Here is a 24062-nt window from a genome sequence, read left to right on the forward strand (position 1 = left end):
GATAGTCAAGACGGCGCCGGATCGTAAGCATTTGAGCCGGCGTGTACCGCTTGTTCGGTACCTTCAACATTCTTATGTTTCCTTTTCAGTCGAGGTTTACCTCGACCTCCTGGAACACCATTTTTTCGGCAGGAGCCTCATGCATCGGGCCGTGCATCAGTTGAGACGGTGAGCCCAACTTCGTAGGCGAAGCGAAACAGATCGGCGTCGCGCTGGATACCGAGCTTGCGCATTGCACTCATCTTCTGTGCGCTAACGGTCTTCTTACTGCGGTGCAATTGTCCGGCTATCTCGTTGATTGACTGCCCCGACGCATACAGACGAACCACTTCTGCTTCACGCTTGGACAACTCCTGCACGCGTTTGCTGTCTGCTCGGCCGATCTGGAGAAGGTCGTGCTGCGTCATTGTGCCTGAGGAAAAGTAAGCTGCCCCCGAATGGACGGTGTGAATGGCAAAAATCAGATGCTTCATGTCATCGACTTTGCTAAGTACCGACTTAACTCCGAGTTTAGCGATCTCGTGCACCACGGCCGGATTGTCAATCGTTGTGAAGACGATGATCTCCAACTCGGGATATCGGCGCCGCAGAAACGACAGGAGCGCCAATCCGTCGCCGTATTCGCCACCTGGCATCGCATAGTCGGTAATGAGGACATCACATGGCACTTGCGATAGAAGCTCGGCGAGCTCGGTTGAATTGCGTGCGGTGCCCACTACATCCACAGTAGAGATTCCTGCTAGTGTGTGCCTGATTCCGGCGATCACCGCAGGGTGATCGTCTGCTAGTATTAGTCTGATTTTCATGTCGGCTACGGATTTGAGTCCTTGGGTGCCAGGCCGCAGTCTGGTAGCGGTGCAACAGAGAGAAATGTATGACAATTCCGGATAACCGATAATCAGATCAGTCCTAATATAAGAAAACAATACTAGGATAGGTCTGAATATGTGCGTCAGGTAACCTTTTTGGGTCTGATCTTTTCCCCCGCTGCCGCAATTCACCTGATAATTTGGCACTCGATCTGGGCGCTTGCAGGCAACCTCGCTGACCGGTGGTTCGTCGGCCAACGAGTGATTCACTCAATGGAATGCTGCGATGCGTCATGTCGTGCCACTTTCCACCGTGGTGGGCCATTTTTCGACCGGTCGCCAAATTTTCGGCGCAGGTGCCGATAGAGCTGATTTCAATAGTTCGCCTCGACGGAACGTCGCCGATCTGCGGGCGGGCCGGTTGGTCGCAGTGATAGTAGTGCCGGGGAAAAGAGGCAACGATGTTGTCGACCCGACACGCGTTGCCCTGAACTGCGATACGGACACGTCAAGTAGGCCTTCATTGGATGTGCAACCGATAATGTTGGTCCGGGGTCCAAACTTTGGGCGAGCAGAATGGGTTAGTTGACGAATCGAGGCTTGGAGCGACCGCAACGCCGGCACTGCGCGAACCTCATCTCAATAAGTGAAGCGTGCCGTAAAACGTAAGAATGACGCTAGCTCCAGGGGCTCGCAGCAAGTCACCGGAAGCTGGGTTCCATGGAGGTATGCGCAGGAGGAAAGGTCACGCCAATCGCCCCTCTCCGTAGATTGATGGTTTCAAATTTTGCGATTCCCCACATGACGCAAGAAAGTGTACCGGGCCCACCCGCCCAATCCAACAAGAGTGTTTCTGTGATCGGGCAGGAATCGGGTGATCTGAGCCTACTGGGGCGCTATCAGCGCGTACTGCTGTTCGGCGGCGGCATTGCGCTTTCAATCGTGATTGTGTTTGCGACCAGTCTTGTCTTGTACGGAACAGTAAAGGATTACATTGCCGAGCGGCGCTCCGTGTTCATGGTTCACAAATCCTTGGTGCAACTCGAGATCGATAGCAAAGAGGCGGAACTTCGCCGCGCCGTAAATAACGCCGAACTGCTATGGAGTGGGCATCCAGCACCAACGGGTTCTTTGCTGAAAGCGTTTGAGGCTGCCAATGGCCGGGTGATCGTCCAGGCGAACCCGAATTTCCGCCCAATACTGGCGATGGGGCAGATGTCCGCACCGCAATCCTCACCTCCGCCGGCCGAATACCTCGGCTTGGTCGAGCAACAGGCGTACACGGCGATCGCGGGCACACACACGCTCAGTCGCCCTGCGACGGGTTATGCGTACAGTCCCGACTACCGCTTCATCGCAATCGTGCCTGCGCCGAAAGGGGGGGGGGACGCTGTATTCAGGTCGACTGGCACGCATGATGTCACCGGTCTCATCCGTTACCTTGCATTTGACATCGGCGATCTTTCCAACGTCGCCACTGCTGCCAGATGGGATGCCACGCGGCATATAGCCCTTCAACCTGCGGCGGTCGATCCTCTGACCGGCGAAAGGGTATTCAAGATGGTCGAACCAGGATTCAAGAACAACAAGCCCTTCATCATCTTCGCAGCGGATTTTCCGGTAGACATACTGATGGCCCGGTTTGAGCAGGGGCCAGGCGATGCGACTATCATGCTCGTCGATCGAGCCGGAAGGGTTCTCCTGAGCAAGGACCTGACGCGAGCTTCGATCGACGGCGATGCCCTGATGCGTGAGTCACTTGCTTCAAAGTCATGGCAACGAGGGTTCGTTCGGCTCGACGACAGCTACCGGGACGGGGTGTTCTCCGTCAGTGACCGCGTGTCGGATACGGACTGGGCACTTGTTTACTCCTACTCGTGGCGCACCATCGCGATCGCATTGTGGCCCACCCTTTTGCGCTATATCGCCACCACGCTGCTCATGCTTGGCACCCTTTGGATATTGCTGCTGCTGTTCAATCGAAAGGTGTTTGTGCCTGTCTACTCGCGATCCCGTCGGGTATTCGAGAGCGAGAATCTGAACCGGGCGATTATGATGACTTCGCCGTTTGGCGTGAGCCTGGTGTCGCTGGTCAGCGAGGAAGTGCTATTGCAAAACGCGATGATGGAGCGCTACGCTGCGATGGCTCGTGTTGCCGCACCGCCGTTGCATCGCCAGATGCTTGCTGCCTACCGGCAGCAAGCATCTGGCGATGCAACCCTAGCGGATAGCGAAATGGTATTTGAAGTCGTGGGCAGTGGAAAGGTCGATCTGCTCATCAACGCAGTCAGAACAAAATACCATGAAGCAGAGGCACTACTGTGCAGTTTTTCGGATATCACCGCGCGCAAGGATATTGAGCGCAAGCGCGAGGAAGCCCGGATAGCTGCCGATGAAGCAAACCGGGCAAAATCCGCCTTTCTCGCGACGATGAGCCATGAGATCCGTACGCCGCTCAATGCGATTCTCGGCAATCTGGAACTGCTTGCCCATTCACCACTCAATGTCGTGCAAATGGGCCGGCTGGAGACGATCCGCACATCATCCGATGGGTTGCTGGCAACCATTGGCGACATTCTGGATTTCTCGAAGATCGAGGCCGGGGAGATGTCTTTCGAACAGATCGAATTCGATGTTATTGGCCTCGCCGAGCGTGCATTGATGCTCTTCGCACCGGTCGCACGAACGAAGGGCTTGCAGTTGTATGGGGTATTCAACATGGCGAGTGCCGCGCCGATGTGGGGTGACCCGATTCGCGTTGGACAGATTGTAAACAACATGCTCAGCAATGCAATCAAGTTCACGCAGGCGGGCAAGGTGACGTTACGGCTCTCGATAGCGTCGGTCGCGGACGGAGATGACACCGTTTTCATCACGGTCGAGGACACTGGAATCGGGATGTCGCCCGAGCAGCAGCGAAAGCTATTCAGGGCGTTCTCTCAGGCCGATGCGTCAATTAACAGGCGCTTCGGCGGATCCGGCCTCGGACTCGCGCTGTCTCACCGGCTTGCAACCGCGATGGGGGGGGCGATTTCCGTAACAAGCGAGCCAGGAGCCGGAAGCTGCTTCACGGTACGGTTGTCTTCCGGCGCCATGCGTATTGCGGCGCGCGAGCCGGCCGTTTTTTCCGGTGAGTCCGTGATTTTCCTGTCTGCCATGGACGAATGGCGCGAGTTTGCCGTCCCGCATCTTGAGGCGTGGGGCCTGCAGGTTACCGTCTTCAGGCATCCGGCGGGGATCGCGGATGACAGTCTACGCGCAGCCTGCGTGCTTATCATCTGCGGCGAGCATGACGCATGGGACCCGTCGCAAGAAAACCACCTCGTCGAAGACGCTGCAAGCGTTATTGACTGCCATTTCGACGGTCCCGCGCTACCGGTTCGCACGGGGCGGATCACGAGTGTCTCGTGTTATTCGCTAAAGGGCCTTGAAATGGCACTACGTAAGGTGTTACGGGACGAAGATCCTGAAACTACTGCGAGCCCGCAGGCAGCGGCCCATGCGGCTGACTCAGAGGGTGCACGACTGATCGTGCCAAACGAGCTACGTGTGCTTGTGTGCGAGGACAACATCGTCAACCAGCAACTCTTTACTGAACAACTCGCGATGCTTGGTTGCAGATCCCTTGTCGTTGGGTGCGGGAAGGATGCAATGGACGCGCTAACTGAAGGCCGTTGGGATGTCCTGCTCACCGACCTCAACATGCCAGAAATGAGCGGCTTTGAACTGGCGACAGCGGTCCGTGCGAGATGGCCGTCTCTGCCGATCATGGCGGTCACTGCCTACGCCACTATTGAGGAACACGCCCGCTGCGCAAAAGCGGGAATGAATCGAGTGCTGCTCAAGCCTCTCTCACTAGGGGAACTGTATGACGTGCTGGCCAATGTCGCAGATGCAGCGCGCGCGAGTTTGACCAGACCCGAGAATGAGCCCCTATCGGTGCTTGGGAGCAGGCCAATTCCCCAGCATCTACGTAGTATCTTTACAGAGTCATGCACGGCTTCGCTTAAGGCGATCCACGTTGCGTATGAGAGTGGTGATGTGGCGACCGTGCTCGCCCAACTACATTCGCTGCATGGTGCTCTTGGTGTATTTGGGCAAACATTGCTTGCGCAGCAATGCAAGGACATTGAGTCGCAGGTCAGGAGCAACGGGCTGGGGGAATCAGCTCCCCAGTTTATCCGGTTTGAGGCTGCCGCACTGATACTGGTTGAACAATGAGACGGCATAACATGCTTTGTTCTAGCAACTGGTTGCAGGTTTCGATTGTGTCCGGCAATAGTGCAGTCGATGGGCGGAGCCACTGGGTGAACGAGGCCGGAAATGGAGAGACTCGTGATCATTTATGATGGTAGCCGAATTAATTCGGCATGGTGCGGACGAGCGCAATCGCGGTGCGCAGCGCCGGGGGAAGACCTGATCATCGACGATATCGTCAGTTGCGGCAGTAGTGCCGCCGGTTAATCGTCGTGTAGGCGAGCATCTTGAATGCGTAGTGCACCAGCGCTGATGCGCTCGAACCTGAGCAGCAGGCGCCGGAACTTGTCTTCCCAAGCGAAGACGCGCTCGATGGTGCTGAAGCGTTCGTCGAAAATGACTGGATCGAACAGCGGCTTGCGACCTCGCTTCGGGGTCTTCCGGCCACGCGGGTTGGGGTTAATGTTGGGCGTCATGCCCCGATTGAAGATGGCCTTGCGGTTGGCCCGGCAGTCGTAGACGCCATCCAGGCTGACGATGGCGCCGCCCACCAGGCCAATCGCGCGGGCGGTCTGCGTGAACCGGGGCAACGCCTCGCGTAGCAGCGGTGACTCATTGCGGTTGCCGGGTGCCGAAACGAACGGCGCGATCACGTTGCAGTTGCGATCGCAGAAAACCACAGCCTTGTCGCCCTTGATGTGTTTGTGGCCGCGGAAGCCGAGGTTGTCGCCACCTTTTTTCGCTGCGGTTGTCGTGCCGTCGCGGTGAACGACAGACGTATCGAGAAGTTGATCTTCGTGAAGTTGGCATACCGAACCGGGCAGTATGGCGTCCAGACAGCCATCGGCCGTTCAGCGCCGGAAGATGCGGTAGAGACTGGTGGGGTGGATTTCAGGCAGACCAGCCGGGTCCTTGTCGATCGGCAGCGCTTTGCATTGGCAGCCCAGATAGAGCACCTTCAGATGTAGTTGAATATCTTGCACAAGGGCAATCCTGGGCACCGGTCCACGACGCCCACGTGTGAGAAGAGGCAAGACAAATTCGTCGAACAGCGCGTCGGTTAGTTCCACTGGAATCCCATGCCGCAGCTGGTTTTTCGCCATCTCGACTCCCAAAGGATCGGGAGTCGAGCGAATTTGATCATGGAGGCAAGAGCCAGGCCCACAAAGGCTGCCAGCCAATTTCAGGTGTCGAAAAAACCTGCAGCCAGTTGAGATACAGGATTGGTGCAGGCTGGAAGGTTTCAGGCGGCATGAGAGTAAGTTCGCACGCGGCGCCGCTTCCCATATCGCGCCGCCACGTCACCTCGCCAATGGTCCATTTCGCGCCGTCGCTCACCTTCAGTTGCGACAGTGACAATGCGGCGAGTGTATTGGGCGCATAGCGCGCGCCGTCGCTATCACGCCATGAACTTGTTGTGACCGTGACCACATTGCCGCGCCCGATGCGCCGGTTGCATTCCCATAGTGCGTGGGCGTTCGACACGACCGCGCCCGCGTCGCCGTTCTGCGCGATAAACGCCTTCGGACGAAAACGTGGCATCGTGGAGTCAGGGACGACGTGTTCGGCGAATGGCTGCTGCCCAGCATCCGTAAAAATGCCGGTACCGACCAGAAACACGCGGTACTCGCTGAAGCGCTGAGAGAGGTCGCGGGTATAGCTGGCGTGCTCGACATTGACGCCCATCTGGAAGCCGCCTGCGGCCTCGTGCGTCGAGAGCGGGCCAATGACCAGATCGCCGTTGGCATCCTCATAGCACAACACCTGCGCGAGCTTGCAGAGCCGGTCAATCACCGCGTACGGTGATTCGCCGACGTTCAGGCATACCTGCGGGTGCAGCATGCCGGCGCTGAGCGCCTTCAAGTGGATGCCGAACGGTTGCGCGAGCTGCGCAGCAATGTCGGCAGTGGTGGTGTTCATGAACTGGAACGAATCGAACTGCGCGGAACAGTCCACCAGGTCTTCACACTTGCCGCGCCCCGAAATCGCGTGTGTGTGATTGGTCGCATCGACCGATTCGGACACCCGGTCCACGTAGCCGGTAATCACCACATCCGCACCGATTGAAACAGTGCACGGGTCGCCCTCGGTGACGATCACGTTGGAGGTGTTCGGAAAGCGCTCGGTCATCGAGACATCGAAGTCAGCCGGAATGCGCTCCGTGCCACGCGTGATGTGCACGCTTATCCATCCGCCGATGGTCGAACCATGCGCGGTCAGTGTTACGTCGTCGCTCACGTCTGTCGGTGCTGGATGAACAGGGGTAGCGGCTGCTCATCCTGAATATCGCGGATGGGCTACTTACCGAGGGGCAACCCGCTGTTTGCTGCCAAGCTAAGGCGGGCAACTTGAGGCAGGGTCTGCGCTGGCGAAGGCATAAAAAAGCCGCAGATTTCTCTGCGGCCCGAATACACACGCCGTGCCGAGGGGCAGCCACGGTAGCCTTATCTTACATGCCCGGATTGTTGCCACGTGGGTTTTTTAGGTTGCCGGCAACAGCGTTGCCAAAATGCAACACGGCCTGTTTTCATCCGCCACCTGAGTCGTTTTATGTCCGAACGCGCCAGGATTCAATCGACGAAAACCGACCGTTACATACTACGATTGAGCCGTGGCACCCGTTCATCGATGTGACACAGTTGCCGGAACTGTGCCGGGCCATAGGGATGACCACGGCGCGGCCTGTGGGTCCGGGCGCGCGATTCAGCCCGAACAGGCTAAAGGAAATCCCGTGGTGCCATGACACATCGGCCGCCTCACGACGACGAATGCCAGTTCGCGCTGTGGAATTCGAAACGCATGATGAGCGCGCGCGAATTCCGCAGCGTGGTCGTTGCGCACGCGGATATCGCCCTCGGCGAATTGCTTGCGCTGCTGCTGCGTCTGAATGAGTTTCACGCGATTGCCATACCGGATATGGAGACCGTGGAACTGATGTTCGGGCACTGGTGGCCCAGTGCGTTACTCATGGATACACGTCTTGGCCGGCGCAGCAACTTCCGCTTCATCCGGGACGCAGCGGTCAATCCGGCATTCCGTAGCGTTCTGATTGTTGCCCTGACCAGCAACTGGCGCGAGCTGTCACCTGGCGAACTCCGGCGCGTCGGTTTCGACGGCTTATGCCGCAGGCCGTGTCAGGCATGGAGGCTGGCCGACATGCTCAACGAGCATTTTCATCTGCTGCCCGGTCAGTTCTGACCCATTCTGAACCCTCAGCCCACGGACGCCCTGAAACTGACCGGCGCAAATGCCGGGTGAACCGGGGCGGCCTGTTGCAGCAGCGTGTCGTACCGGCTCACGTCCTGATACAGCCGTTGCGCCAGCACGATAAGCGGCATCGGTCCGGGCGTATTCACGGTCTGCATCGCCGCTGCCGTCGCGCCGCACGCAGTAATGTCCTGAACCACCGCGACCTCAAGTGCATGCAGCGCGTTATACGTCGCATCATCGCCAGCGTCGCCCGCATTGACGATCTCGGTATCAAGCGCATCGCACACGGTGGCGGGCAGGTTCTGCGCATCGTCATAGGAGGTGAGCGCATAGCTTGCCGTGCTTCGCGCGAGCGCAATCACCGCATTGCGCCGGTATAGCGGTGTCGTCAGCGTGTTGGCCGCTGCGAGCGCAGCGGTGGCCCGCGCCTGAGTGGCGATACTGTTCTGCAACGCGAGCAGCGATTGCACGGCGGTGACCAGCGATTACGCCGCGTCTGACATCCCAGACCAGTTTGACGCAGACGCCGCCGCAAGTAAGCCGGTACTGCCTGCGGCAACCGATTCTCTTGCCTGCGCGCCCGCGCCAATCAGCCCCTCGATGGTCGTCGCAGTCTGCATCACGCCCGCAGTGAACTGGCCGACAACGCGCCCAAACTCACCGGGCAGCGTCGCGACCATCGCGACCAGACTCGTCGCCCGCTGCGTGATCGCCTGCGCTTCGGTCGCGAAGTTCTGCGCAGTGCGTTCAATCTCACCAACGATGGCGGGCGTGGTCGTCAGTGCCGTGATGCCGTTAAAAAAGTCCTGCGCCGCCGCCGCGAACGAGGCGAGCGCCGACAGACCGGTTTGCGCCTAGGTAGCGATTACGAGTGTCGGGAACTGCTGCGCGCCGCCTTCGAGAAACGAAAAGCGCAGTTCAAAGACACGTCCGCGCTCTGAGCGTTTCTCGCACTCGAAGTCGATCGGCGAGACCGTCAGGCGGCCGAGTGACGGGTGAACCAGTTCGCCGTCATAGTCGTTCGGGGTTTCGCACGCGCCGATCATCGCGGCGCGCTGCGCGATCACGTCACCGCCACCATAGGCCGCATCCTGGACCAGAAAGCCAGTTATGGAAATGCGCCGGTCCGCGCGTCCCAGGTCTTCGACCCACATGTCATCGCGATACGGATACTCATGCACCGCGTTACGGCGTCCGGCCCTCAGCGTCGCGCCATTCACGGCGAACTGCACACCGCGCCACGACACGGGCTGTAGCTGGCTGAAAAACGGCCGGTTAATCCCGCCCGAACCAGTCGTGGGAACCGTGCTCATACGGTTTCCATCGGGCGGGAAATCTTCAGGCCGCTGGGTGTCTGCGTCCTGACCGTGACGCTGCCATCGCGCGCAACGTGCACGTGGTATGCACCTGCACGACCGGTGCCTGTGCGGCGCTCTGCGGCATCGGCGCATTCAGGGATGCGACGTTCGTTGTGCCCATTGCGCCCGCATTGAGCGAGGTCATGCGCGCCATCACGGACGGCGCATAGTTGCGTGTCTCGGCGGGTGCGTTCGCGAGCCCGCGCCGCTCAAGGTTGCCTTCGCCCCAGTTGTACGCAGACAGAGCCGCCGTGAGATTGCCGTGGTAGCGGCCCATCAGCCCGGCCATCTTCTTCGCGGCGGCGTCGGCGGCCTGCGCGGGGTCGAACGCATTGATGCCGTACTCGCGCTCGGTCGCCGGCATGAACTGGAACAGGCCGCGTGCACCGGCCCGGCTGATGGCCTGCGCGTAACCGCCTGACTTCTGCTGCGCGAGGGCCGACAGCAGGCCTGTTACCGGGCCGTAGCGGGCTTCCTTGCCCGCGAAGTCGAGCCGGGTTGCCCATTGCCTGACAGATGCGCCGACGCCTGCCGCGCTGGCAGTAGCTGTTCCCGCGCCGCCGATGCCTCCACCGACCTGATTCAGCGAATCCGCAAAGTTAGTCACGTGAACCGGCAGACCACCGTCGGGGTCCGTATTCAGGCCGCTCAACCCCGTCACGTTCGCTGGCGTCGTCGCGCCCGGTGTTTCCTGCGGCGCGGTCCCTGTCGGGTTCGGCGCACGCGGTCCCGTTGTGCCCCGCATCCGGTGCCACAGCGCACCAAGGAAATCCCCGGCGGACAGATCGGCGGACGCGCCAGCCAGTTACCTTTCGCGAGGTCCCGCTGACCCTTTGCCTTGTCCACGTCGGGCAGACCGAGCATCTTCGCCACTTCGAGTCCCGACTCCGCAGCCAGTCCAGCGACCCCTACCTTTGCCAGGAACCCGAGCCGGGCGGCTCCGCCGCTCATCGTGCGCGCCGCGATGTTGGCATCGACATAGAATTTTCTCAGCAGTACCAGCCGCGCAATCATCATCCCGATACTGGCGATGGCTGAGACCACCGACAACGCGAAGCCGCCGACCGTTTACGCCGCGATTGCGACGGCGGCGACTTTCCAGCCGCCAATCGCATTCACCACCTTGCCGACCCATTCCACGAAGTGGATAAGCCCCGTTACCGCATCAGTCACACCCTGTCTGAAAGTGGGCCAATTTAGGTCGTTGAGCATGTCGGCAATCTGTTTGACCACCTGTGCGACCTGCTGCGATATCAGTTCAAAATTCGCTGCGATCCATTCCGTAAAGGTGTCAATGAGCGGGCCAAGTACCGGCGTGAGACCGTCAGCGATCGATGCCTTCAGGCCATCCGCTGCGGTGCTCATCTTGTTAAGCCAGAGCGCGAACGCCTGCGCACAAGCGGCCATCTGCGGGGTGAAGTCCCCGCGCAGCCGGCGCGCTTCGGCCGCATACGCCTGCCTGCCCGCGCGGTCCTGGATCAGGACCGGCAGAAGCTGATCGACGCCTAGCGACCGGGCCAGGTCGCGCCGCGGCAACATCTTCATCCGGTCGGCCAGATCGAGCATCACGCGCTGGACATCGATGGTGCCGCTCTTCGTGTCGTGCAGCACGATGCCGAGCGCCTGAAGGGTGCCCAACGCCGCCTGGTTGCGTCCCCAGCGGGCATCCTGCAAGGCGTCGGCGAGCCCCTGGAAGCCTGAGGTCATCGTGTCAGCCGAGACGCCCATCAGCGTCGCGGTGCTGCGCATCTGCGTGAGCTGCGCGGCGGTGATGCCGAGCAGCCGTGAGGTGCGTTCGGTCTCCGCGCCAATGCGCTCCCAGTGGACCACCATTTCGGTGAGTCCCCCGAGTGTGCCGCCGCCCACCAGCGCGAGCAGCGGTGCGCCCATTTTGGTGAGACTGGATGCGGCCTTGCCGGCCTTCTGCGCGACGACATTGAGCCGCTTGCCGACTTCGGTCAGCCCTGACGCCTTCGAAAACCGTTGAACACTTTTCGCGAGGTTCGCGTACGGGCGCGTCATCTTCGCGACCGAACTGTTGATCCGGTTGATGGTCGCGGTGGCCTTGTCCACCGTCGAGATGGTGAACTGGATCGTCGGGTTAGCCATCGTCGCACCTCAGCCGCGCCTTACCCGTGCCTCGACTGCTGCGCCTGCGCAAGCCATTCGGCCAGTTCGGTCCACGTGAGCGCGCCTGCGTCGCGCGGTCCCCAGCCAGAGAAGTGCGTCACATCGGCCACGATGTCGCGCAGATTGGCGGGGACTACACGAAAAAACCGGACAGGTATTTGTTGCACGCGTTGAAGTCGCGCGCGCCCATCTTCCCGACGGTGGCGACCTCGATCTTCGCCATCGATGCGATCAGGTTTTTCATCGCGCGCACATTGTCGAACTTCGTCGCGTCGTCGTTGACCTTCGCGATTTCATCGACGGTCGGCTCGCGCAGCGTGATCTCGGTCAGGTCATCGACCGGACTGACTAGCGGAATGATTTCGGACATGTCTGCCTCTCTTGCTCAAAAGCTGTCAGCTATACTGATTCGCGGGTTCTAGCTGGCTTTTTATTGAGGAGTATTGTTTTGAATTTTTACGCTTCGCCGGATTATTCCAGTCTCAAACCGAAGTGGCGTGAGCGCTTCGAGTTTTTCGACACCTACGGGGCACCCATGTCTCAGGAGTTCCTGACCGCGATCGGAGCGTTACCGTTTCGCCAGAAAATGCTGCTCGGCCTGAACTGGTTCGCCTTTTTCTTCGGCCCGTTCTATTTCCTCGCGCTCAAACTATGGAAGCCGGGGCTGTCACTGCTGGCCCTGGTCGTTGTGATTGGGGTACTTGAAGCCGTTTTTGAGATGATGTCCGGAGTAGACATTCCGCGAGGGGTCGATTACGGCGTTAACGGTGCAATCGCATACGTCATTGGGCGATGTGCAAACTACTGCTACTACCTGAAGGAAGTCAAAGGCCGCCACGACTGGAACCCGTTCGAAGCGTTCCGCAAGAGCTGATGACGAAGCCGTCATTGGCTAACCGCACGCGCAGCTATCGTTTATCGGAACCAGAACATGAGCCAGGATTCTCCGCGATTCTCCAGGCGCGCGCTTCGCATCGCCCCGCTCGAAAACATGGCCAGCAACGCTCCACATCGGCGACCAGTACGCGATGGTGTTTGCGAGGCTCGCCTCGCTCGTCCGTGAAACTTGAGCTATGCCACGAATCAAAGACGGATCGGGAGACGCTCATCGGGGCGCTGAGGGAAGTTGCCGAGAGCGCCGAGGCGAGCGCGCTGTCTGACCTGGAGCGCTTCCGGGGACTCTACGACGACGTATTGCCCGGCCTCGGGATGCCGGCGCAGGAAGAAGAGAGCATCGAGGCATGCGTGATCGCGCCGCACACAGCGACAATGCAGTAGCCGTCTCAACCCATCCAAGGTTCGCGCGAACCAGCGGCTGTCGGAACCATGCGTGCTTCTGGTGCCGTCGGTATCGACGCTATCGTATGGGGTGTGCGCCCGTGTGCACAGGCGGGACACCACGCCGCCAGGCGCAGCAACCGGATCGGCAGTGCAAAGCGGTATTGCGCTGCGCACGCGAATTCAACCGGCACCCTGTAGCCCTCATACGAGCCCGACAGGCAGCATCCGCCCCACGCGCGCGTGGGGCAGTGGACTGCGGCCAGCACGAGGGCACGGTAACCAGGCCGCGCGGTACCCCTCGCCGGGCAGCACTGATAGCGCGCCCAGCACACGGAGACGCGTGCGCGCCGGAACGTTTCTGGCGTACGCGGCGTAACCCGTCGTGCTACCTCTGCTCATTGAATCCGCTCGCGTCGATGCTCGCCCCAATCCGGTACTGCTCGCGATCCTGGCCGGCAATCCAGCCCGGCGGTCTGCCCTGGCCGGACCAGATCGCGCCAGTCGCCGGATTGCGGTATTTCGGGGCAAGCGGGACTCGCGTCCTGCGCCGGCCATAAGAGCGCCCGAGTGCGGCGACCGTGATGCCATATTCTGTCATCGCGCTGCGGATCTGTGCAATCGCGGCGCGTCGCTCCAATGCGCGGGCTGCCGCGATATCGGCATCCAGTTGCGCACGCTGTGCGAGAAGTTCCCGATACGATCTCATGTACTGATGTCCTTTCCAATGCGGTCGTGCCGCAGGGCTGCAACGACACGGGGCAGTGCTTACTGCGCGTAATACAGGGTCGAGCGCGCAATCACGCGGTTGGTGCCTTTCGGGCAGTCGCACAGGACGATGTCCCCGTCGAGCACGCCTTCCGTGTTGCCGATGCCGAAGGTTCCTGCCGTTCCGAGGATCGGTCCGTTTTTGCCGCAGCGTCCGCAGGAGGCGAGATCCATGTGACGGGCGACCGGCTGTCCGTTGTCCAGCGACGTCTCATCACCGTCGAGCACATAGCCGCCGGTGGTGGTTCGGTTACCTTTTACTGCCATCATTTTCATAATCGGTTCTCCGTTTCCGTGTGGTGTGGACCATCAGTCGCGATTGAGCCAAGCCCAAAGCAACGTGAGCCGGGTCTGCCCGTCAGGCGTAGTCAGGGCCCTTCACGCCTTCCGTATAGTTGAATGCACGGACCCGGCACGGTTTCGGGACCGTACGGCAGACGCGCGAGAAAGCGCGGCAGCGTCAGGCCAATATAGCGGGCGTCATCCGACTCCCGGAAGCTCTTCCATTTGAGGTATTCCGCGCGGTCGAAGTAATTGTGCCGATGTCGCGGATGGAGGCAACTTCCTCCGCCGACTCCTTGCCGTAGAACTTCGGCGACACCAAACCGATGAACGGCATGTGCGCCGCCGCCGATACCTTCGAGATGTTGCGCAGCAGCGCAATGTCCCGCGGGCTGCGGTCGAACTCGTAGTGCGAGAAATGGAGCCGATCGGCTCGCCCCCCCCCCGGCGTGTCGTATTCCTGGATATACGTGTGCGGGTACAGGCCGCTCTGGATCACTTCGGGGGTGTCCTCGAAGTCCTGGCGCAGCGCCTCCTTCGACACGTCGAGCACGCCAATCCTGATGTTATTGCGGAAGTCGGTTCGATCGACCAGGAACTTCAGGCCGCGCCAGGCCGATTCGATCTTCTGGAACGTCTCGTTGTGCATTATCGCGTCGAGCTGCGCGCTGATCTGCTGGTCAAGGTCCGCGATATGGGAATCAAGCAGGCTCTTGTCCAGAAGGTCGACCTGCTGCGATGACTCGCTGATCATCTTCAGGAAGACGTTCATCGCCTGCGTGACGCGCTCATCGAGCGACGACTCCGACAGCACTTCCGCGCTCTGGAGCGCGTCGAACGGGCGCGTCGTGGTTATCGGCGTCAGGTCGATCTTTTCGCACAGGGATTCGTAGACACTCTTGCCCGGTGCGTCCAGCACAATCGCGTCCGCTGCCGCCACTTCGTGAAGGTTCATTTCGTTCTTTGCCATGGTGGTCTCTCCTCGAAGGCTGCGCGCTTATTGGGCTGATGCCGTGGACTGGCCGATCTGCTGCAGATCGGCACGCAGGCGCTCCGAGGGCGCGGGGTCCCGGAGGATCTTTTCGAGCTCGCGGCGAAACGTTGCGTTATCGAGCAGGTTGGATTTGAGGTCACGCAACAGGTTGCATGCGGCCATCAGCGCGCGCAGTTCGGGCACCTTGCTCGCCACTACCTCCGGCCTGAAATCATCCATCGACGTGAATTCGAGATCGACCGGCAGCTCGGAACCGTCACTCGCCATCGTGTTCTCGACCGCGATCTTGGCCTTTGGCCGGTATTCACCGAGCACGGCGTTGAAATTGTTTTTGTTGATGTCGACCTTCGCGCGTTCGGCGAGCGGGCGGTTGTCCTGGCCATTGCTGTAGTCGCCCATCACCAGCAGCTCGACCTTCTTCTGGGCGCCGTCCGTATGCAGGTCAAGCTTGATGTTCACTCTTGCACGGGGCACCTCGTTCTGGAAGAACTCGCTCATTGCCTGATCCTATGTTTAGTTAAACTGAAAACTGTTTTGAGTTACGCCCGGACATCAACACAGCAAAGGTACGACAAATCAGGGACGGATAAATATCACATCCCCCGGAGATTGGGCAATGAGACGGGTCCGAGTCGATGTTAAATTTTGTCAAAATTAAAAATCGGGTCCATATCTGCTTCACGGCGACGCGGAAAGCGTTTACCTTCTGCCCCAAACACGTGATCGAGATCGGATCCTGGCGAGCCGAGTTTGTCCGGGCTGATTCAACAGGACCGCTAACGATGAGAGAACAACGGGACAACAACAATGGCCACATTGCTGGATGGAGTCGGGACATACGCGAAAGAGCTGAAGACGCTGACCGGACGGCAGGCGGATTTCCTTGACGTGCCGGGCGCCGACAACGCGAAGGACCTGTCGGTCGTTTCGTTCAAGGCAGTCGAGCGCATGGGCGAGCAGTACCGGATCTTGATCAAACTCACGCATCCCGACGGCCTCACGCGAGGCGGCTATCTCGCCGCGATGCTAATCGGCCTCGCGATATTGATGGGCAGCTGGGGACTGCTCGACTGGCTCTATGCGGATCGTGTCCGCTTCAAACGGCGCCGTGCTCGCGGCCCCGATGCCTGAGGAACGGCCTGGTTCGGGTGAGGCGACTGAAGCTGCGCAGGCGTGAGAGCCGGTGTCGCAACGAATACATCGTCACGCGGTTTGGTATGGGTGAGTTCCATGAACATGCAGGTGCGCACTGAATTCCTGCATGCGATCGGGCACCCGAGGTAGTTCTTTTATATCACCATTTTACGGGGGTACACCATGAGTCTGCGTCTTGGCGACATCGCCCCCGATTTCGAGCAGGATTCGAGCGTCGGCCGCATCAGGTTTCACGAATGGCTGGGCAGTTGTTGGGGCGTCCTGTTCTTGCACCCGGCGGATTTCACGCCGGTCTGCACGACCGAACTGTGAGGTAGGCTGAAGAAAGTGGAGATCAATGTTTCGTAGAATGAGCGAAACGGAGATCAGATGAATCGAGTACCGAAGGGCAGCTACACGAAGGAGTTTCGCGAACAGGCGGTGAAGCTGGTTCTTGTCGATGGGCTATCGCAGCGGGAAGCGGCGGGCCGATTATCTTTGTCGGTAAAAACGCTGGGCGCCTGGGTTGTTGCGGAGCGCAAAGGGACTCTGGCGAAGGTGGGCGAGACGCAAAAGCCGCAGAGCGAGCTGGAAGCGGAATTGGCGCGTGTCAAACGTGAGCTGGCGACGGTCACGATGGAACGCGACGGTCTATTTCGCGAAGGAGTCGCGGTGAAATACGACCGGATCGAAGCGATGCGACAGGACTACCCAATCGCCGTGCTGTGCCGGGTGTTTGAGCTAGGGGCCAGCGGCTATTACGCTTGGCGCCGGCGCTCCGAATCGCCGCGTGCAAGGGAGAACGCCCGCCTTGAAGTCGAGATTGCAGCGGCTCACGAACGAACCCGGCGGACGTATGGACGCGAGCGATTGCAGGCAGATCTGCTCGATCACGGCGTGCCCGTTGGCATTCATCGCATCAGGCGCATTCGTACCAAACTGGGACTTCGTTGCAAGCAGAAACGCAAGTTCAGAAATACGCAATACGACAGATTCGAAGCACGATTTGCCAGTCGCACCGAATTTGCTGGAACGCAATTTTGACATGAGCACGCCGAACCAGGCCTGGGTGAGTGATATAACGTACGTGTGGACCGACGAGGGCTGGTTGTATCTTTGCCGGTATCAAGGATCTGTTCAACGGCGAACTGGTTGGCTACGCCATGAGCGAACGGATGACCCCCGCACCCTGGTGATGCAGTCGCTATTCGGCGCCGTCGCGCTCAAACGGCCTCCAGCAGGTCTGATTCTTCATTCGGATCGTGGCAGCCCAGTACTGCTCCCACGATTATCGGGATCTGGCAAAGCAGTTTGGCATGACGATGTCCATGGGCCGCAAGGGCGATTGCTACGACAACGCCCCGATGGAAAGCTTCTGGGGCTCACTCAAGAACGAACTCGTGCACCACCATCGGTTCAGGACACGCGCCGAAGCCCGACAGGCCATCACCGAATATATCGAGATCTTTTACAACCGGCAACGCAAGCAGGCGCGTCTTGGCTATCTGTCGCCCGCTGCCTTCACGCAGCGATTTTATAAAGTGCAACTTGCGGCTTAACCCATTGCTCTCCACTATTGACGACCGACCTCAGTTGGTTGCAGGCTCAAATTCCAACGTCTCGGTTCCGTCGAGGATGGCTCGTACCTGTTCAATGGTGCGGATTCTTGTTTCGTTCAAGTCGCTGATCATCCGTGGATGATCAGCCATCCCCATGGCCTGCCGCCAATCGGCAGTCCCCCCCTTGCGGGTCTCGCTTCACTCCGGGCTCATCATCCCGTGGAAATGCATCGCAAATCGCCCGTCCAGGCTCACCCGCCGTTGGACAATGCTCCTTCAAAATTTTTGACAAAATAAGATTTGTCTGATTGATGAACTCAGTCTTGACGTGTAAAAAGACGTTTTGCTTGCTTCATGTGGACACATTCTCAAGTGAGAGTCTACTGTGTGTGTTGAGTTGACAATAATTCCCAGTTGATAGCAGCTATCTCGAAAAATCTCCATTTGCCGAGTGAATGGATTGCCGCGTCTAATGCAGTCCTCAGTAAGTATATTGAGTAGTACGCCTGACAACAGGGCTTAGCGAATCTTTGCCGCAGTGGAGACTTAGCGAGCCGATCGAGCGCGGGATAGGTGTGCGCGGAGTATTACTTGATGCTCGCCGTGCTTTTGGGTCTCATCTACCGTAGAGGGGTGCATGGCGGACAGCTATCAGAAAGAAATTCCAAAAAATCGCATCCAGATCACAATCGACCTGTACACAGGCGGAGCCCAAGAACGCACGGAGCTGCTCATGGCCGGCGATTTCAGTCGCCGACAAGGCCCCGGGGGCGCTTGCCGAGCGCGAGAAGGTCGAAATCAACAAGTTAAATTTTGATAGCGTGCTGGCCGGTTACAACCCGGAGCTGAAGATGCTGGGGAGAACACATCCGGACATTTCTCTGGCGACATTGTGAATACGGCGGCGAGATGATGAGCACGAACCCTCACTTTGAATATCGACCCGTTGCGCCGAGTCCACAAGGCGCCGCGGCGCGCGCGGCCGACCTGAGCCTGATCGTCGCGGGCGCGATCGCCGCTGCGCAGATCCGCTTCGCCGACATCGCGAGCGTGCGTCTCGACACGTCGTTCGTTGCGTTTTCCTGCGCGTTTGCACTGGTGCTGTTTCCAGTCTTCGGCGTGTATCAATCGTGGCGCGGACGCTCGATGCTCCGGCTCGCCGGGCAGCTTGCGCTTGCATGGCTGATCGTTCAGTGCGGTGCACTCGTAATGACGTTCACCTTGCACAAGTCGGGGGTCGTGTCGCGCCTGTGGCTTGCATACTGGACCGGGCTGGCCGGCGGCGCCCTGATTTGCGTGCGGCTTGCCGCGCATGTGGTCCTACGCCGGATGCGGCATGCGGGGATGAACCTCCGCTCGGTCGTGGTGGTCGGTCGCGGCCTGTATTGCCAGCGCATGCTGCGCAACATCGCGCAATCGCCGGAAAGCGGATTCCGGGTCGTCGCGGTGTTCAACGCGGATGCATCTTCGCGCGTGTCGGCGTCGGGCATCACGACATTCGAGGATGACGCTGCGTTCATCGCGTACGTCCGTCAGCAAGGCATGCGCGAACTGTGGCTCGCGCTGCCGTTGTCCGATGAGCGTACGATCCTGCGCTTCGTGTCCGAGTTTCGCGAGGAACTCGTGAATATCCGCTTCATGCCCGACGTCAGCGCGCTGTCGCTGTTCGACGGCGGGCTGACGGACGTGATCGGCATGCCGACGATCAACCTCACTGCGTCACCGCTGCCGCCGCATGCGCTGCTAAACAAAGAGATTTTTGACCGCTGCTTCGCGGCCCTCGCACTCATTTCGCTGTCGCTGCTGATGCTCGCGATAGCGCTCGCGATCAAGGCAACGTCGCGCGGTCCTGTGTTCTTCCGGCAACTGCGCAAGGGTGCGGACGGCCGCGTGTTCCGTATCTACAAGTTCCGCACGATGCGATTGCATGGCGAACAGTCAGGCGTCGTCATGCAGGCGACCCGCAACGATGCGCGCGTCACACCGCTCGGGTGCTTCCTGCGTCGTACGAGCCTCGACGAACTGCCGCAATTCATCAACGTGTTGCTCGGCGACATGTCGGTCGTTGGCCCGCGCCCGCACGCGATCGAGCACGACGAGCTGTACCGAAAGGTCGTCGCCGGGTACATCCAGCGATACCGGATCAAACCGGGGATCACGGGATGGGCGCAGGTCAACGGATATCGAGGAGAAACCGATTGCATTGAGAAGATGCAGGGGCGGGTCGAGCACGACCTTTATTACCTGAGGAACTGGTCGTTCGGGCTGGATATGAAGATCGTCGGCGCGACGATCGTGAAGGGGTTTGTGGGCAGCAATGCGTATTGACCGTATCGAGCGAGATCGTGAGTGAGGCCAGCCCACTGATCGACCGTTGCAGCGAAGCGGCTGCCCGGTATCACATTGTCCAAAGCACAAAGATGAGAAATCTGGAGATTCAACATGCCTATGCTGCCGTGTTGAGCCGGCGCGGAACCGGGCTACGCGCACTCGCGATCGGGATTTGCATCAATCTGTCGGCGTGCGCCGTTGCGCCAGGAATGAGGATGACCGCACCCGCGTCGGTACCGGTCACTAGCGGCGACGCGACGACCGAGCCGACATCTAGGCCGGTTCGGATCGACGAGATCACCGCGACATTGATTCGTGAGTTGCAAGACGTAGCAGCGACCGGCGGTGCCGCCCAGGCCGAGCGTCTTTTCGCTAAGGCGGGGCCGTACACGCTTGGCCCAGGAGACGTGCTGCAGATCACGGTCTGGGACCACCCGGAGCTTGCGGCCGCGCTCGGGGCGCAACAGCAGGCCAATTCGCGACCGTTCGATCCGCCGCAAGGATTCGTCATTGACGCGCCGGGCGACGTTTACGTGCCGTACGCGGGTAGCGTGCATGTCGCCGGAAGCACGCCGGAGCAGGTGCAGGCGCAGATTGCCGGCGCGCTATCCCGTGTGTTCAAAAAACCGCAGGTGACGGTTCGTGTCGCATCCTTTCGCGCGAAACAGATTTATATCGACGGGGAAGTCCGGTCACCGGGCGGCGTGCCAATCAACGATATCCCGATGACCTTGTACGAGGCAATCAATCGCGCAGGCGGCTTTACGCCGGCGGCGGACCAGAGCCGGATGGTCCTCGTGCGGGACGGCGTGTCGTATCCGCTGGATCTGACGGACATGCTCGAGCACGGGACGAATCCGACCGATGTCGCGCTCAAGAGCGGGGATTTGCTTCGTGTCGTGTCGCGCGATGAAAACGGCGTGTACGTAATGGGCGAGGTCAATAAGCCCTTGACAGCCATGCCGATGAAAACGGGCCGGTTGACGCTGAGCGAAGCGCTGTCGCAAGCTGGCAGCCTGAACAACATGAGCGCGGACGCGGCGCAGCTTTACGTGATTCGAGGATCGCAGGCGACTACACCGCGTGTGTTTCATCTCAACGCGCGGTCGCCGGTTGCGATGGTGCTTGCGAACCAGTTCGAACTACAACCGAAGGATGTCGTGTACGTGGATAGCAACGGCCTGGTTCGGTTGAGCCGCGTCCTGAATCTCCTCTTGCCCGCGATCAACGCCGGTCTGACTGCGGCAATCGTCACGAAATGATCGCGCGAATCCTGATCGTGTGCGCCGGCAATGTGTGCCGCAGCCCTGCTGCCCAGGGACTGCTGTCCCGAGAATTGAGGGACAAGGTCGTCATTTCGGCAGGGCTCGCAGCAGTCAGCGGGATGAGGATCGACCCGGTGATGAGTGAGATGCTGTCGACACGTGGACTCAACATGTCCGGCCATCGCGCCAAGCGTCTCGACGAACAGATGTGTCGATCGGCGGACCTCATTCTGGTCATGGAGCAGGAGCAGCGACGCGTGATTGAGCGCATTTGTCCTATGACCCGCGGCCGCGTCTATCGACTCGGTGAGGTCCACGGCATCGACATTCCGGATCCGTACCGAAGATCCCAACACAGTTATGGATACGCGATGAAGCTCATCGAGCCTGGTGTCCAGGACTGGGTGATGCGCATCGCGAATCTCACGGGAAGCAAATACCGTCGTTCAGATTCCGGATCGCTCCCCAACGATAACCTGCAGTGACCATGAACGTTTTGAAAGCAAATCAACAATTGCCGCGAGACGCGGATGAAATCGACGTTCGGGGAATCCTTGACGTTCTGATCAAGAACGCCAAGACCATTGGCGTCGCGACGGTCGCGTGCGTACTGATCGGGGTCTTCTACGTATTCGTCGCGAAGCCGGTCTATAAGGTTGACATCGTCGTTCAGGTGGAAAGCGCCGGCTCCGATCTGATGGGCGCGGCGACTGGCGGGCTGATCGGCGGACTGAGTTCGCTGTTCGACGTTAAATCGACCGACGACGGCGAAATGGAGATTCTCCGTTCACGGCTCGTAACGGAGCCAGTGGTCGACAACCTCAAGATGTACATCGACGCGAAGCCACGCTACTTCCCGATCGTTGGCGCCGCGATCGCGCGCCGCAGCGCCGGGCTGTCAACCCCGGGCTTGTTCGGGGTGGGGGGCTATGCCTGGGGGCGTGAGGCAATCACCGTAAACACGTTCGACGTTCCCAAGGATTTCGTGGATGACAGATTCGTCGTCACATCGCTCGGCGACGGCCGGTTCCGTCTGTCGGGCAACGATCTCGACAATGATGTTATCGGTGTTGTCGGTCAGCCGCTGCAGGTCAAGACGAGCGCGGGCAACATCTCGCTGACGGTATCGAAGCTCGTCAGCAAGAACGGGGCAGAGTTCCTGCTGAAACGCCATTCGCGGCTCAAGGTTCTCGATCAGCTGCAAAAGGATCTGACGATCTCCGAGAAAGGAAAGGATCAATCCGGCGTGCTGGGCGTGACGTATGAAAGTTACGACCCGGATCTCGCGTCGAACGTGCTGAACGAAATCGCGGAAAATTACGTGCGCCAGAACGCCGGGCGCAAAGCAGCGACGGCGGAGCGTTCGCTCGAATTCCTGAGCGGCCAGTTACCTGACGTCTCGAATCAGCTCAGCCTCGCCGAGGACCGGCTCAGCGCCTATCAGCGCAAGCACGATCTCATCGATCTCGACGAGCAGGCGAAGGCAATGCTCGCGCAGTCGGTCGATGCCCAGACTACCCTGTTCCAGCTTGAGCAAAAACGTCGGGAAATGTCCACCGGGTATACACCGGAGCATCCTGCCGTCGTTGCCGTCGAGCAACAGATCGCCGCCGCGCGCGCAAACGTCGACACGTTCAATGGTCTTCTAAAGCATCTTCCCGACGCACAGCAAGATCTGGTTCGGCTCAAGCGGGACGTCTCGGTTCAGACGCAAATCTACGTCGGTCTGTTGAACAGCATCCAGCAGCTTCGTCTCGCCACCGCGAGTAAGATCGGTAACGTTCGCGTGATCGACCGTGCGGTCGTGCCGGATCGACCTGTGCAGCCGAAGCTGGTGTGGGCGTTGGCAATATCGCTGGCATTCGGCGTGCTGGCCGGCGTGAGCACCGCGGCTGCGCGTGAGGCGTTGTTCGGTGGCCTGACGGATCCGATGGACATCGAACGCGATGCGTCGCTCAACGTGATCGCGACGATTCCGCTGAGCGCGGAACAGCGTCAGCTATCGAAGCCGAGCGGGCGCAAGGACCGCAGTCCTGCAGTGCTTGCGCTGACATGCCCCTACGAGCCGGCGGTCGAGGCGCTGCGTAGTTTGTGCACGGCACTTCAGTTCACGTTGCTTGAACGACCCGAGAACAATCTGGTCCTGATGACCGGCCCGTCGGCGGGCACCGGTAAATCGTTCATCTCCGCCAACGTCGCGGTACTGCTCGGCCTGTCGAACAAGCGCGTCCTGCTGATCGACGGCGATTTGCGCCGTGGGCACCTCGCGAAGGAGTTCGGTGTGTCCGCGAGAACCGGCCTGTCGAACATGTTGCGCGACGGGATATCGCTCGACGACGCGCTCGCGCGCAGCATTTCACCGAATGTTGATTTCCTTGCAACCGGGCCGTTGATCAGCCAGGCAGTCGAATTGCTGTCGTCGGGCGGCCTCGCGGGGATCGTTCAGGAAGCGTCGGCACGCTACGACATCGTGCTGGTCGACGCGCCGCCGCTGCTGCCGGTTTCCGATGCCACGGTGATCGCACCGTTTGCCGGAACGATCCTGATGGCCACGCGTTCCGGGATGACCAGCAGCGGAGAAATTCTCGAGTGCGTGAAACGCATCGAACGCGTCGGCGCGAGCGTGACCGGCGCAGTCTTCAACGGTTTCCAACCCAGCTTGCGGTCGGCGCGTTACGGCAACTACGGCGGATACGCATATGCGGCAGACGCGCACGAAACGCAGCTCGAAAGCCACTGAAATAAGG

24 protein-coding genes and 2 pseudogenes are annotated in these 24062 nt (G+C 59.8%); 12 read left to right on the forward strand and 14 right to left on the reverse strand.

Annotated elements, in window-relative coordinates; translation table 11 throughout:
- Window positions 1-137: 137 nt before the first annotated feature.
- On the reverse strand, window positions 138-806 hold the full coding sequence (locus KHO33_RS35505; protein WP_200568519.1) for a response regulator transcription factor: 669 nt from the start codon (window positions 804-806) through the stop codon (window positions 138-140).
- Window positions 807-1583: 777 nt separating this feature from the next.
- Between KHO33_RS35505 and KHO33_RS35510 the strand changes: the two genes are divergently transcribed.
- Window positions 1584-5030, forward strand: a complete 3447-nt coding sequence (locus KHO33_RS35510; protein WP_200568520.1) for a hybrid sensor histidine kinase/response regulator — start codon at window positions 1584-1586, stop codon at window positions 5028-5030.
- A gap of 239 nt (window positions 5031-5269) precedes the next feature.
- Here the strand turns inward: KHO33_RS35510 and KHO33_RS42350 are convergent, their stop codons facing one another.
- From KHO33_RS42350 to KHO33_RS35525, 3 genes are all read right to left on the reverse strand, one after another.
- The gene (locus tag KHO33_RS42350; RefSeq protein WP_236074770.1) at window positions 5270-5686 is read right to left on the reverse strand and encodes a hypothetical protein; all 417 of its coding nucleotides are present in this window, start codon (window positions 5684-5686) and stop codon (window positions 5270-5272) included.
- 171 nt (window positions 5687-5857) lie between these two features.
- Window positions 5858-6109: a hypothetical protein gene (locus tag KHO33_RS35520; protein ID WP_200568040.1), complete on the reverse strand. Its 252-nt coding sequence runs from the start codon at window positions 6107-6109 to the stop codon at window positions 5858-5860.
- A 37-nt stretch (window positions 6110-6146) separates the two neighbouring features.
- Complete coding sequence (locus tag KHO33_RS35525; RefSeq protein WP_200568041.1) at window positions 6147-7244, reverse strand: phage baseplate assembly protein; 1098 nt, start codon at window positions 7242-7244, stop codon at window positions 6147-6149.
- 501 nt (window positions 7245-7745) lie between these two features.
- Between KHO33_RS35525 and KHO33_RS35530 the strand changes: the two genes are divergently transcribed.
- On the forward strand, window positions 7746-8204 hold the full coding sequence (locus KHO33_RS35530) for a response regulator (protein ID WP_200568042.1): 459 nt from the start codon (window positions 7746-7748) through the stop codon (window positions 8202-8204).
- Between the two features lie 14 nt (window positions 8205-8218).
- Here KHO33_RS35530 and KHO33_RS35535 read toward each other — a convergent pair whose 3' ends face one another.
- Complete coding sequence (locus tag KHO33_RS35535) at window positions 8219-8686, reverse strand: hypothetical protein (protein WP_200568043.1); 468 nt, start codon at window positions 8684-8686, stop codon at window positions 8219-8221.
- A 4-nt stretch (window positions 8687-8690) separates the two neighbouring features.
- On the opposite strand from KHO33_RS35535, the gene KHO33_RS35540 reads away from it, so the two are divergent.
- The gene (locus tag KHO33_RS35540; RefSeq protein WP_200568044.1) at window positions 8691-9074 is read left to right on the forward strand and encodes a hypothetical protein; all 384 of its coding nucleotides are present in this window, start codon (window positions 8691-8693) and stop codon (window positions 9072-9074) included.
- On the opposite strand, the gene KHO33_RS35545 is transcribed toward KHO33_RS35540, so the two are convergent.
- The 4 genes from KHO33_RS35545 to KHO33_RS35560 all read right to left on the reverse strand — a co-directional run bounded on the left by KHO33_RS35545 (window position 9071) and on the right by KHO33_RS35560 (window position 12074).
- Window positions 9071-9529: a DNA circularization N-terminal domain-containing protein gene (locus KHO33_RS35545; protein ID WP_200568045.1), complete on the reverse strand. Its 459-nt coding sequence runs from the start codon at window positions 9527-9529 to the stop codon at window positions 9071-9073. The genes KHO33_RS35540 and KHO33_RS35545 overlap by 4 nt on opposite strands.
- A gap of 25 nt (window positions 9530-9554) precedes the next feature.
- Window positions 9555-10319 carry a lytic transglycosylase domain-containing protein gene (locus KHO33_RS35550; RefSeq protein ID WP_200568046.1) on the reverse strand — a complete coding sequence of 255 codons (765 nt, stop codon included), beginning with the start codon at window positions 10317-10319 and terminating at the stop codon, window positions 9555-9557.
- Between the two features lie 323 nt (window positions 10320-10642).
- The gene (locus KHO33_RS35555) at window positions 10643-11683 is read right to left on the reverse strand and encodes a hypothetical protein (RefSeq protein WP_200568047.1); all 1041 of its coding nucleotides are present in this window, start codon (window positions 11681-11683) and stop codon (window positions 10643-10645) included.
- Window positions 11684-11837: 154 nt separating this feature from the next.
- Window positions 11838-12074 carry a phage tail assembly protein gene (locus tag KHO33_RS35560; protein ID WP_200568048.1) on the reverse strand — a complete coding sequence of 79 codons (237 nt, stop codon included), beginning with the start codon at window positions 12072-12074 and terminating at the stop codon, window positions 11838-11840.
- Window positions 12075-12152: 78 nt separating this feature from the next.
- On the opposite strand from KHO33_RS35560, the gene KHO33_RS35565 reads away from it, so the two are divergent.
- Together KHO33_RS35565 and KHO33_RS35570 are read left to right on the forward strand one after the other, a co-directional pair.
- A complete protein-coding gene (locus KHO33_RS35565; protein ID WP_200568049.1) occupies window positions 12153-12578 on the forward strand; it encodes a DUF2628 domain-containing protein in 426 nt (141 codons plus the stop codon).
- A gap of 185 nt (window positions 12579-12763) precedes the next feature.
- On the forward strand, window positions 12764-12982 hold the full coding sequence (locus KHO33_RS35570) for a hypothetical protein (RefSeq protein ID WP_200568050.1): 219 nt from the start codon (window positions 12764-12766) through the stop codon (window positions 12980-12982).
- A 388-nt stretch (window positions 12983-13370) separates the two neighbouring features.
- Here KHO33_RS35570 and KHO33_RS35575 read toward each other — a convergent pair whose 3' ends face one another.
- The 5 genes from KHO33_RS35575 to tssB all read right to left on the reverse strand — a co-directional run bounded on the left by KHO33_RS35575 (window position 13371) and on the right by tssB (window position 15524).
- Entirely contained in the window at window positions 13371-13691 is a 321-nt protein-coding gene (locus KHO33_RS35575; RefSeq protein WP_200568051.1) for an H-NS histone family protein, read from the reverse strand.
- 59 nt (window positions 13692-13750) lie between these two features.
- The gene (locus KHO33_RS35580; protein ID WP_234480890.1) at window positions 13751-14026 is read right to left on the reverse strand and encodes a PAAR domain-containing protein; all 276 of its coding nucleotides are present in this window, start codon (window positions 14024-14026) and stop codon (window positions 13751-13753) included.
- Window positions 14027-14118: 92 nt separating this feature from the next.
- Window positions 14119-14220, reverse strand: coding sequence for a hypothetical protein (locus tag KHO33_RS43035; RefSeq protein ID WP_407946213.1), 102 nt, complete (start codon window positions 14218-14220; stop codon window positions 14119-14121).
- On the reverse strand, window positions 14211-15002 hold the full coding sequence (locus KHO33_RS42695; RefSeq protein ID WP_407946212.1) for a type VI secretion system contractile sheath domain-containing protein: 792 nt from the start codon (window positions 15000-15002) through the stop codon (window positions 14211-14213). The genes KHO33_RS43035 and KHO33_RS42695 overlap by 10 nt, the downstream gene beginning before the upstream one ends.
- A 27-nt stretch (window positions 15003-15029) precedes the next feature.
- Window positions 15030-15524 carry a type VI secretion system contractile sheath small subunit gene (gene tssB / locus KHO33_RS35590; RefSeq protein WP_200568052.1) on the reverse strand — a complete coding sequence of 165 codons (495 nt, stop codon included), beginning with the start codon at window positions 15522-15524 and terminating at the stop codon, window positions 15030-15032.
- Between the two features lie 309 nt (window positions 15525-15833).
- Between tssB and KHO33_RS35595 the strand changes: the two genes are divergently transcribed.
- The 7 genes and pseudogenes from KHO33_RS35595 (at window position 15834) to KHO33_RS35625 (ending at window position 24055) form a co-directional block, all read left to right on the forward strand.
- Window positions 15834-16157: a hypothetical protein gene (locus KHO33_RS35595; RefSeq protein ID WP_200568053.1), complete on the forward strand. Its 324-nt coding sequence runs from the start codon at window positions 15834-15836 to the stop codon at window positions 16155-16157.
- Window positions 16158-16343: 186 nt separating this feature from the next.
- Window positions 16344-16490: pseudogene (locus KHO33_RS35600) on the forward strand (redoxin domain-containing protein); the annotation flags it as partial.
- A gap of 60 nt (window positions 16491-16550) precedes the next feature.
- Window positions 16551-17719 (forward strand): annotated as a pseudogene (locus KHO33_RS35605) (IS3 family transposase).
- A gap of 912 nt (window positions 17720-18631) precedes the next feature.
- Entirely contained in the window at window positions 18632-20047 is a 1416-nt protein-coding gene (locus KHO33_RS35610) for an undecaprenyl-phosphate glucose phosphotransferase (RefSeq protein ID WP_200568071.1), read from the forward strand.
- A 92-nt stretch (window positions 20048-20139) separates the two neighbouring features.
- On the forward strand, window positions 20140-21312 hold the full coding sequence (locus KHO33_RS35615; protein WP_456291055.1) for a polysaccharide biosynthesis/export family protein: 1173 nt from the start codon (window positions 20140-20142) through the stop codon (window positions 21310-21312).
- On the forward strand, window positions 21309-21800 hold the full coding sequence (locus tag KHO33_RS35620) for a low molecular weight protein-tyrosine-phosphatase (protein WP_200568055.1): 492 nt from the start codon (window positions 21309-21311) through the stop codon (window positions 21798-21800). The genes KHO33_RS35615 and KHO33_RS35620 overlap by 4 nt, the downstream gene beginning before the upstream one ends.
- Window positions 21801-21802: 2 nt before the next feature.
- On the forward strand, window positions 21803-24055 hold the full coding sequence (locus KHO33_RS35625) for a polysaccharide biosynthesis tyrosine autokinase (RefSeq protein ID WP_200568056.1): 2253 nt from the start codon (window positions 21803-21805) through the stop codon (window positions 24053-24055).
- Window positions 24056-24062 lie beyond the last annotated feature (7 nt).

Origin of the sequence: Paraburkholderia nemoris, from assembly GCF_905221015.1 — a bacterium.
Lineage (GTDB): Bacteria > Pseudomonadota > Gammaproteobacteria > Burkholderiales > Burkholderiaceae > Paraburkholderia > Paraburkholderia nemoris.

Excerpts from the sequence above, each read along its gene's own strand:
- KHO33_RS35595 (WP_200568053.1), top strand. The coding sequence starts at position 15,834 with ATGGCCACATTGCTGGATGGAGTCGGGACATACGCGAAAGAGCTGAAG.
- KHO33_RS42695 (WP_407946212.1), bottom strand. The coding sequence starts at position 15,002 with ATGGCAAAGAACGAAATGAACCTTCACGAAGTGGCGGCAGCGGACGCG.
- KHO33_RS35555 (WP_200568047.1), bottom strand. The coding sequence starts at position 11,683 with ATGGCTAACCCGACGATCCAGTTCACCATCTCGACGGTGGACAAGGCC.
- KHO33_RS35620 (WP_200568055.1), top strand. The coding sequence starts at position 21,309 with ATGATCGCGCGAATCCTGATCGTGTGCGCCGGCAATGTGTGCCGCAGC.
- KHO33_RS35615 (WP_456291055.1), top strand. The coding sequence starts at position 20,140 with ATGAGAAATCTGGAGATTCAACATGCCTATGCTGCCGTGTTGAGCCGG.
- KHO33_RS35560 (WP_200568048.1), bottom strand. The coding sequence starts at position 12,074 with ATGTCCGAAATCATTCCGCTAGTCAGTCCGGTCGATGACCTGACCGAG.
- KHO33_RS35625 (WP_200568056.1), top strand. The coding sequence starts at position 21,803 with ATGAACGTTTTGAAAGCAAATCAACAATTGCCGCGAGACGCGGATGAA.
- KHO33_RS35520 (WP_200568040.1), bottom strand. The coding sequence starts at position 6,109 with ATGGCGAAAAACCAGCTGCGGCATGGGATTCCAGTGGAACTAACCGAC.
- KHO33_RS35505 (WP_200568519.1), bottom strand. The coding sequence starts at position 806 with ATGAAAATCAGACTAATACTAGCAGACGATCACCCTGCGGTGATCGCC.
- KHO33_RS35550 (WP_200568046.1), bottom strand. The coding sequence starts at position 10,319 with ATGCGGGGCACAACGGGACCGCGTGCGCCGAACCCGACAGGGACCGCG.
- KHO33_RS35575 (WP_200568051.1), bottom strand. The coding sequence starts at position 13,691 with ATGAGATCGTATCGGGAACTTCTCGCACAGCGTGCGCAACTGGATGCC.
- KHO33_RS35530 (WP_200568042.1), top strand. The coding sequence starts at position 7,746 with ATGACACATCGGCCGCCTCACGACGACGAATGCCAGTTCGCGCTGTGG.
- tssB (WP_200568052.1), bottom strand. The coding sequence starts at position 15,524 with ATGAGCGAGTTCTTCCAGAACGAGGTGCCCCGTGCAAGAGTGAACATC.
- KHO33_RS35545 (WP_200568045.1), bottom strand. The coding sequence starts at position 9,529 with ATGAGCACGGTTCCCACGACTGGTTCGGGCGGGATTAACCGGCCGTTT.
- KHO33_RS35580 (WP_234480890.1), bottom strand. The coding sequence starts at position 14,026 with ATGAAAATGATGGCAGTAAAAGGTAACCGAACCACCACCGGCGGCTAT.
- KHO33_RS35610 (WP_200568071.1), top strand. The coding sequence starts at position 18,632 with ATGAGCACGAACCCTCACTTTGAATATCGACCCGTTGCGCCGAGTCCA.
- KHO33_RS35510 (WP_200568520.1), top strand. The coding sequence starts at position 1,584 with ATGGTTTCAAATTTTGCGATTCCCCACATGACGCAAGAAAGTGTACCG.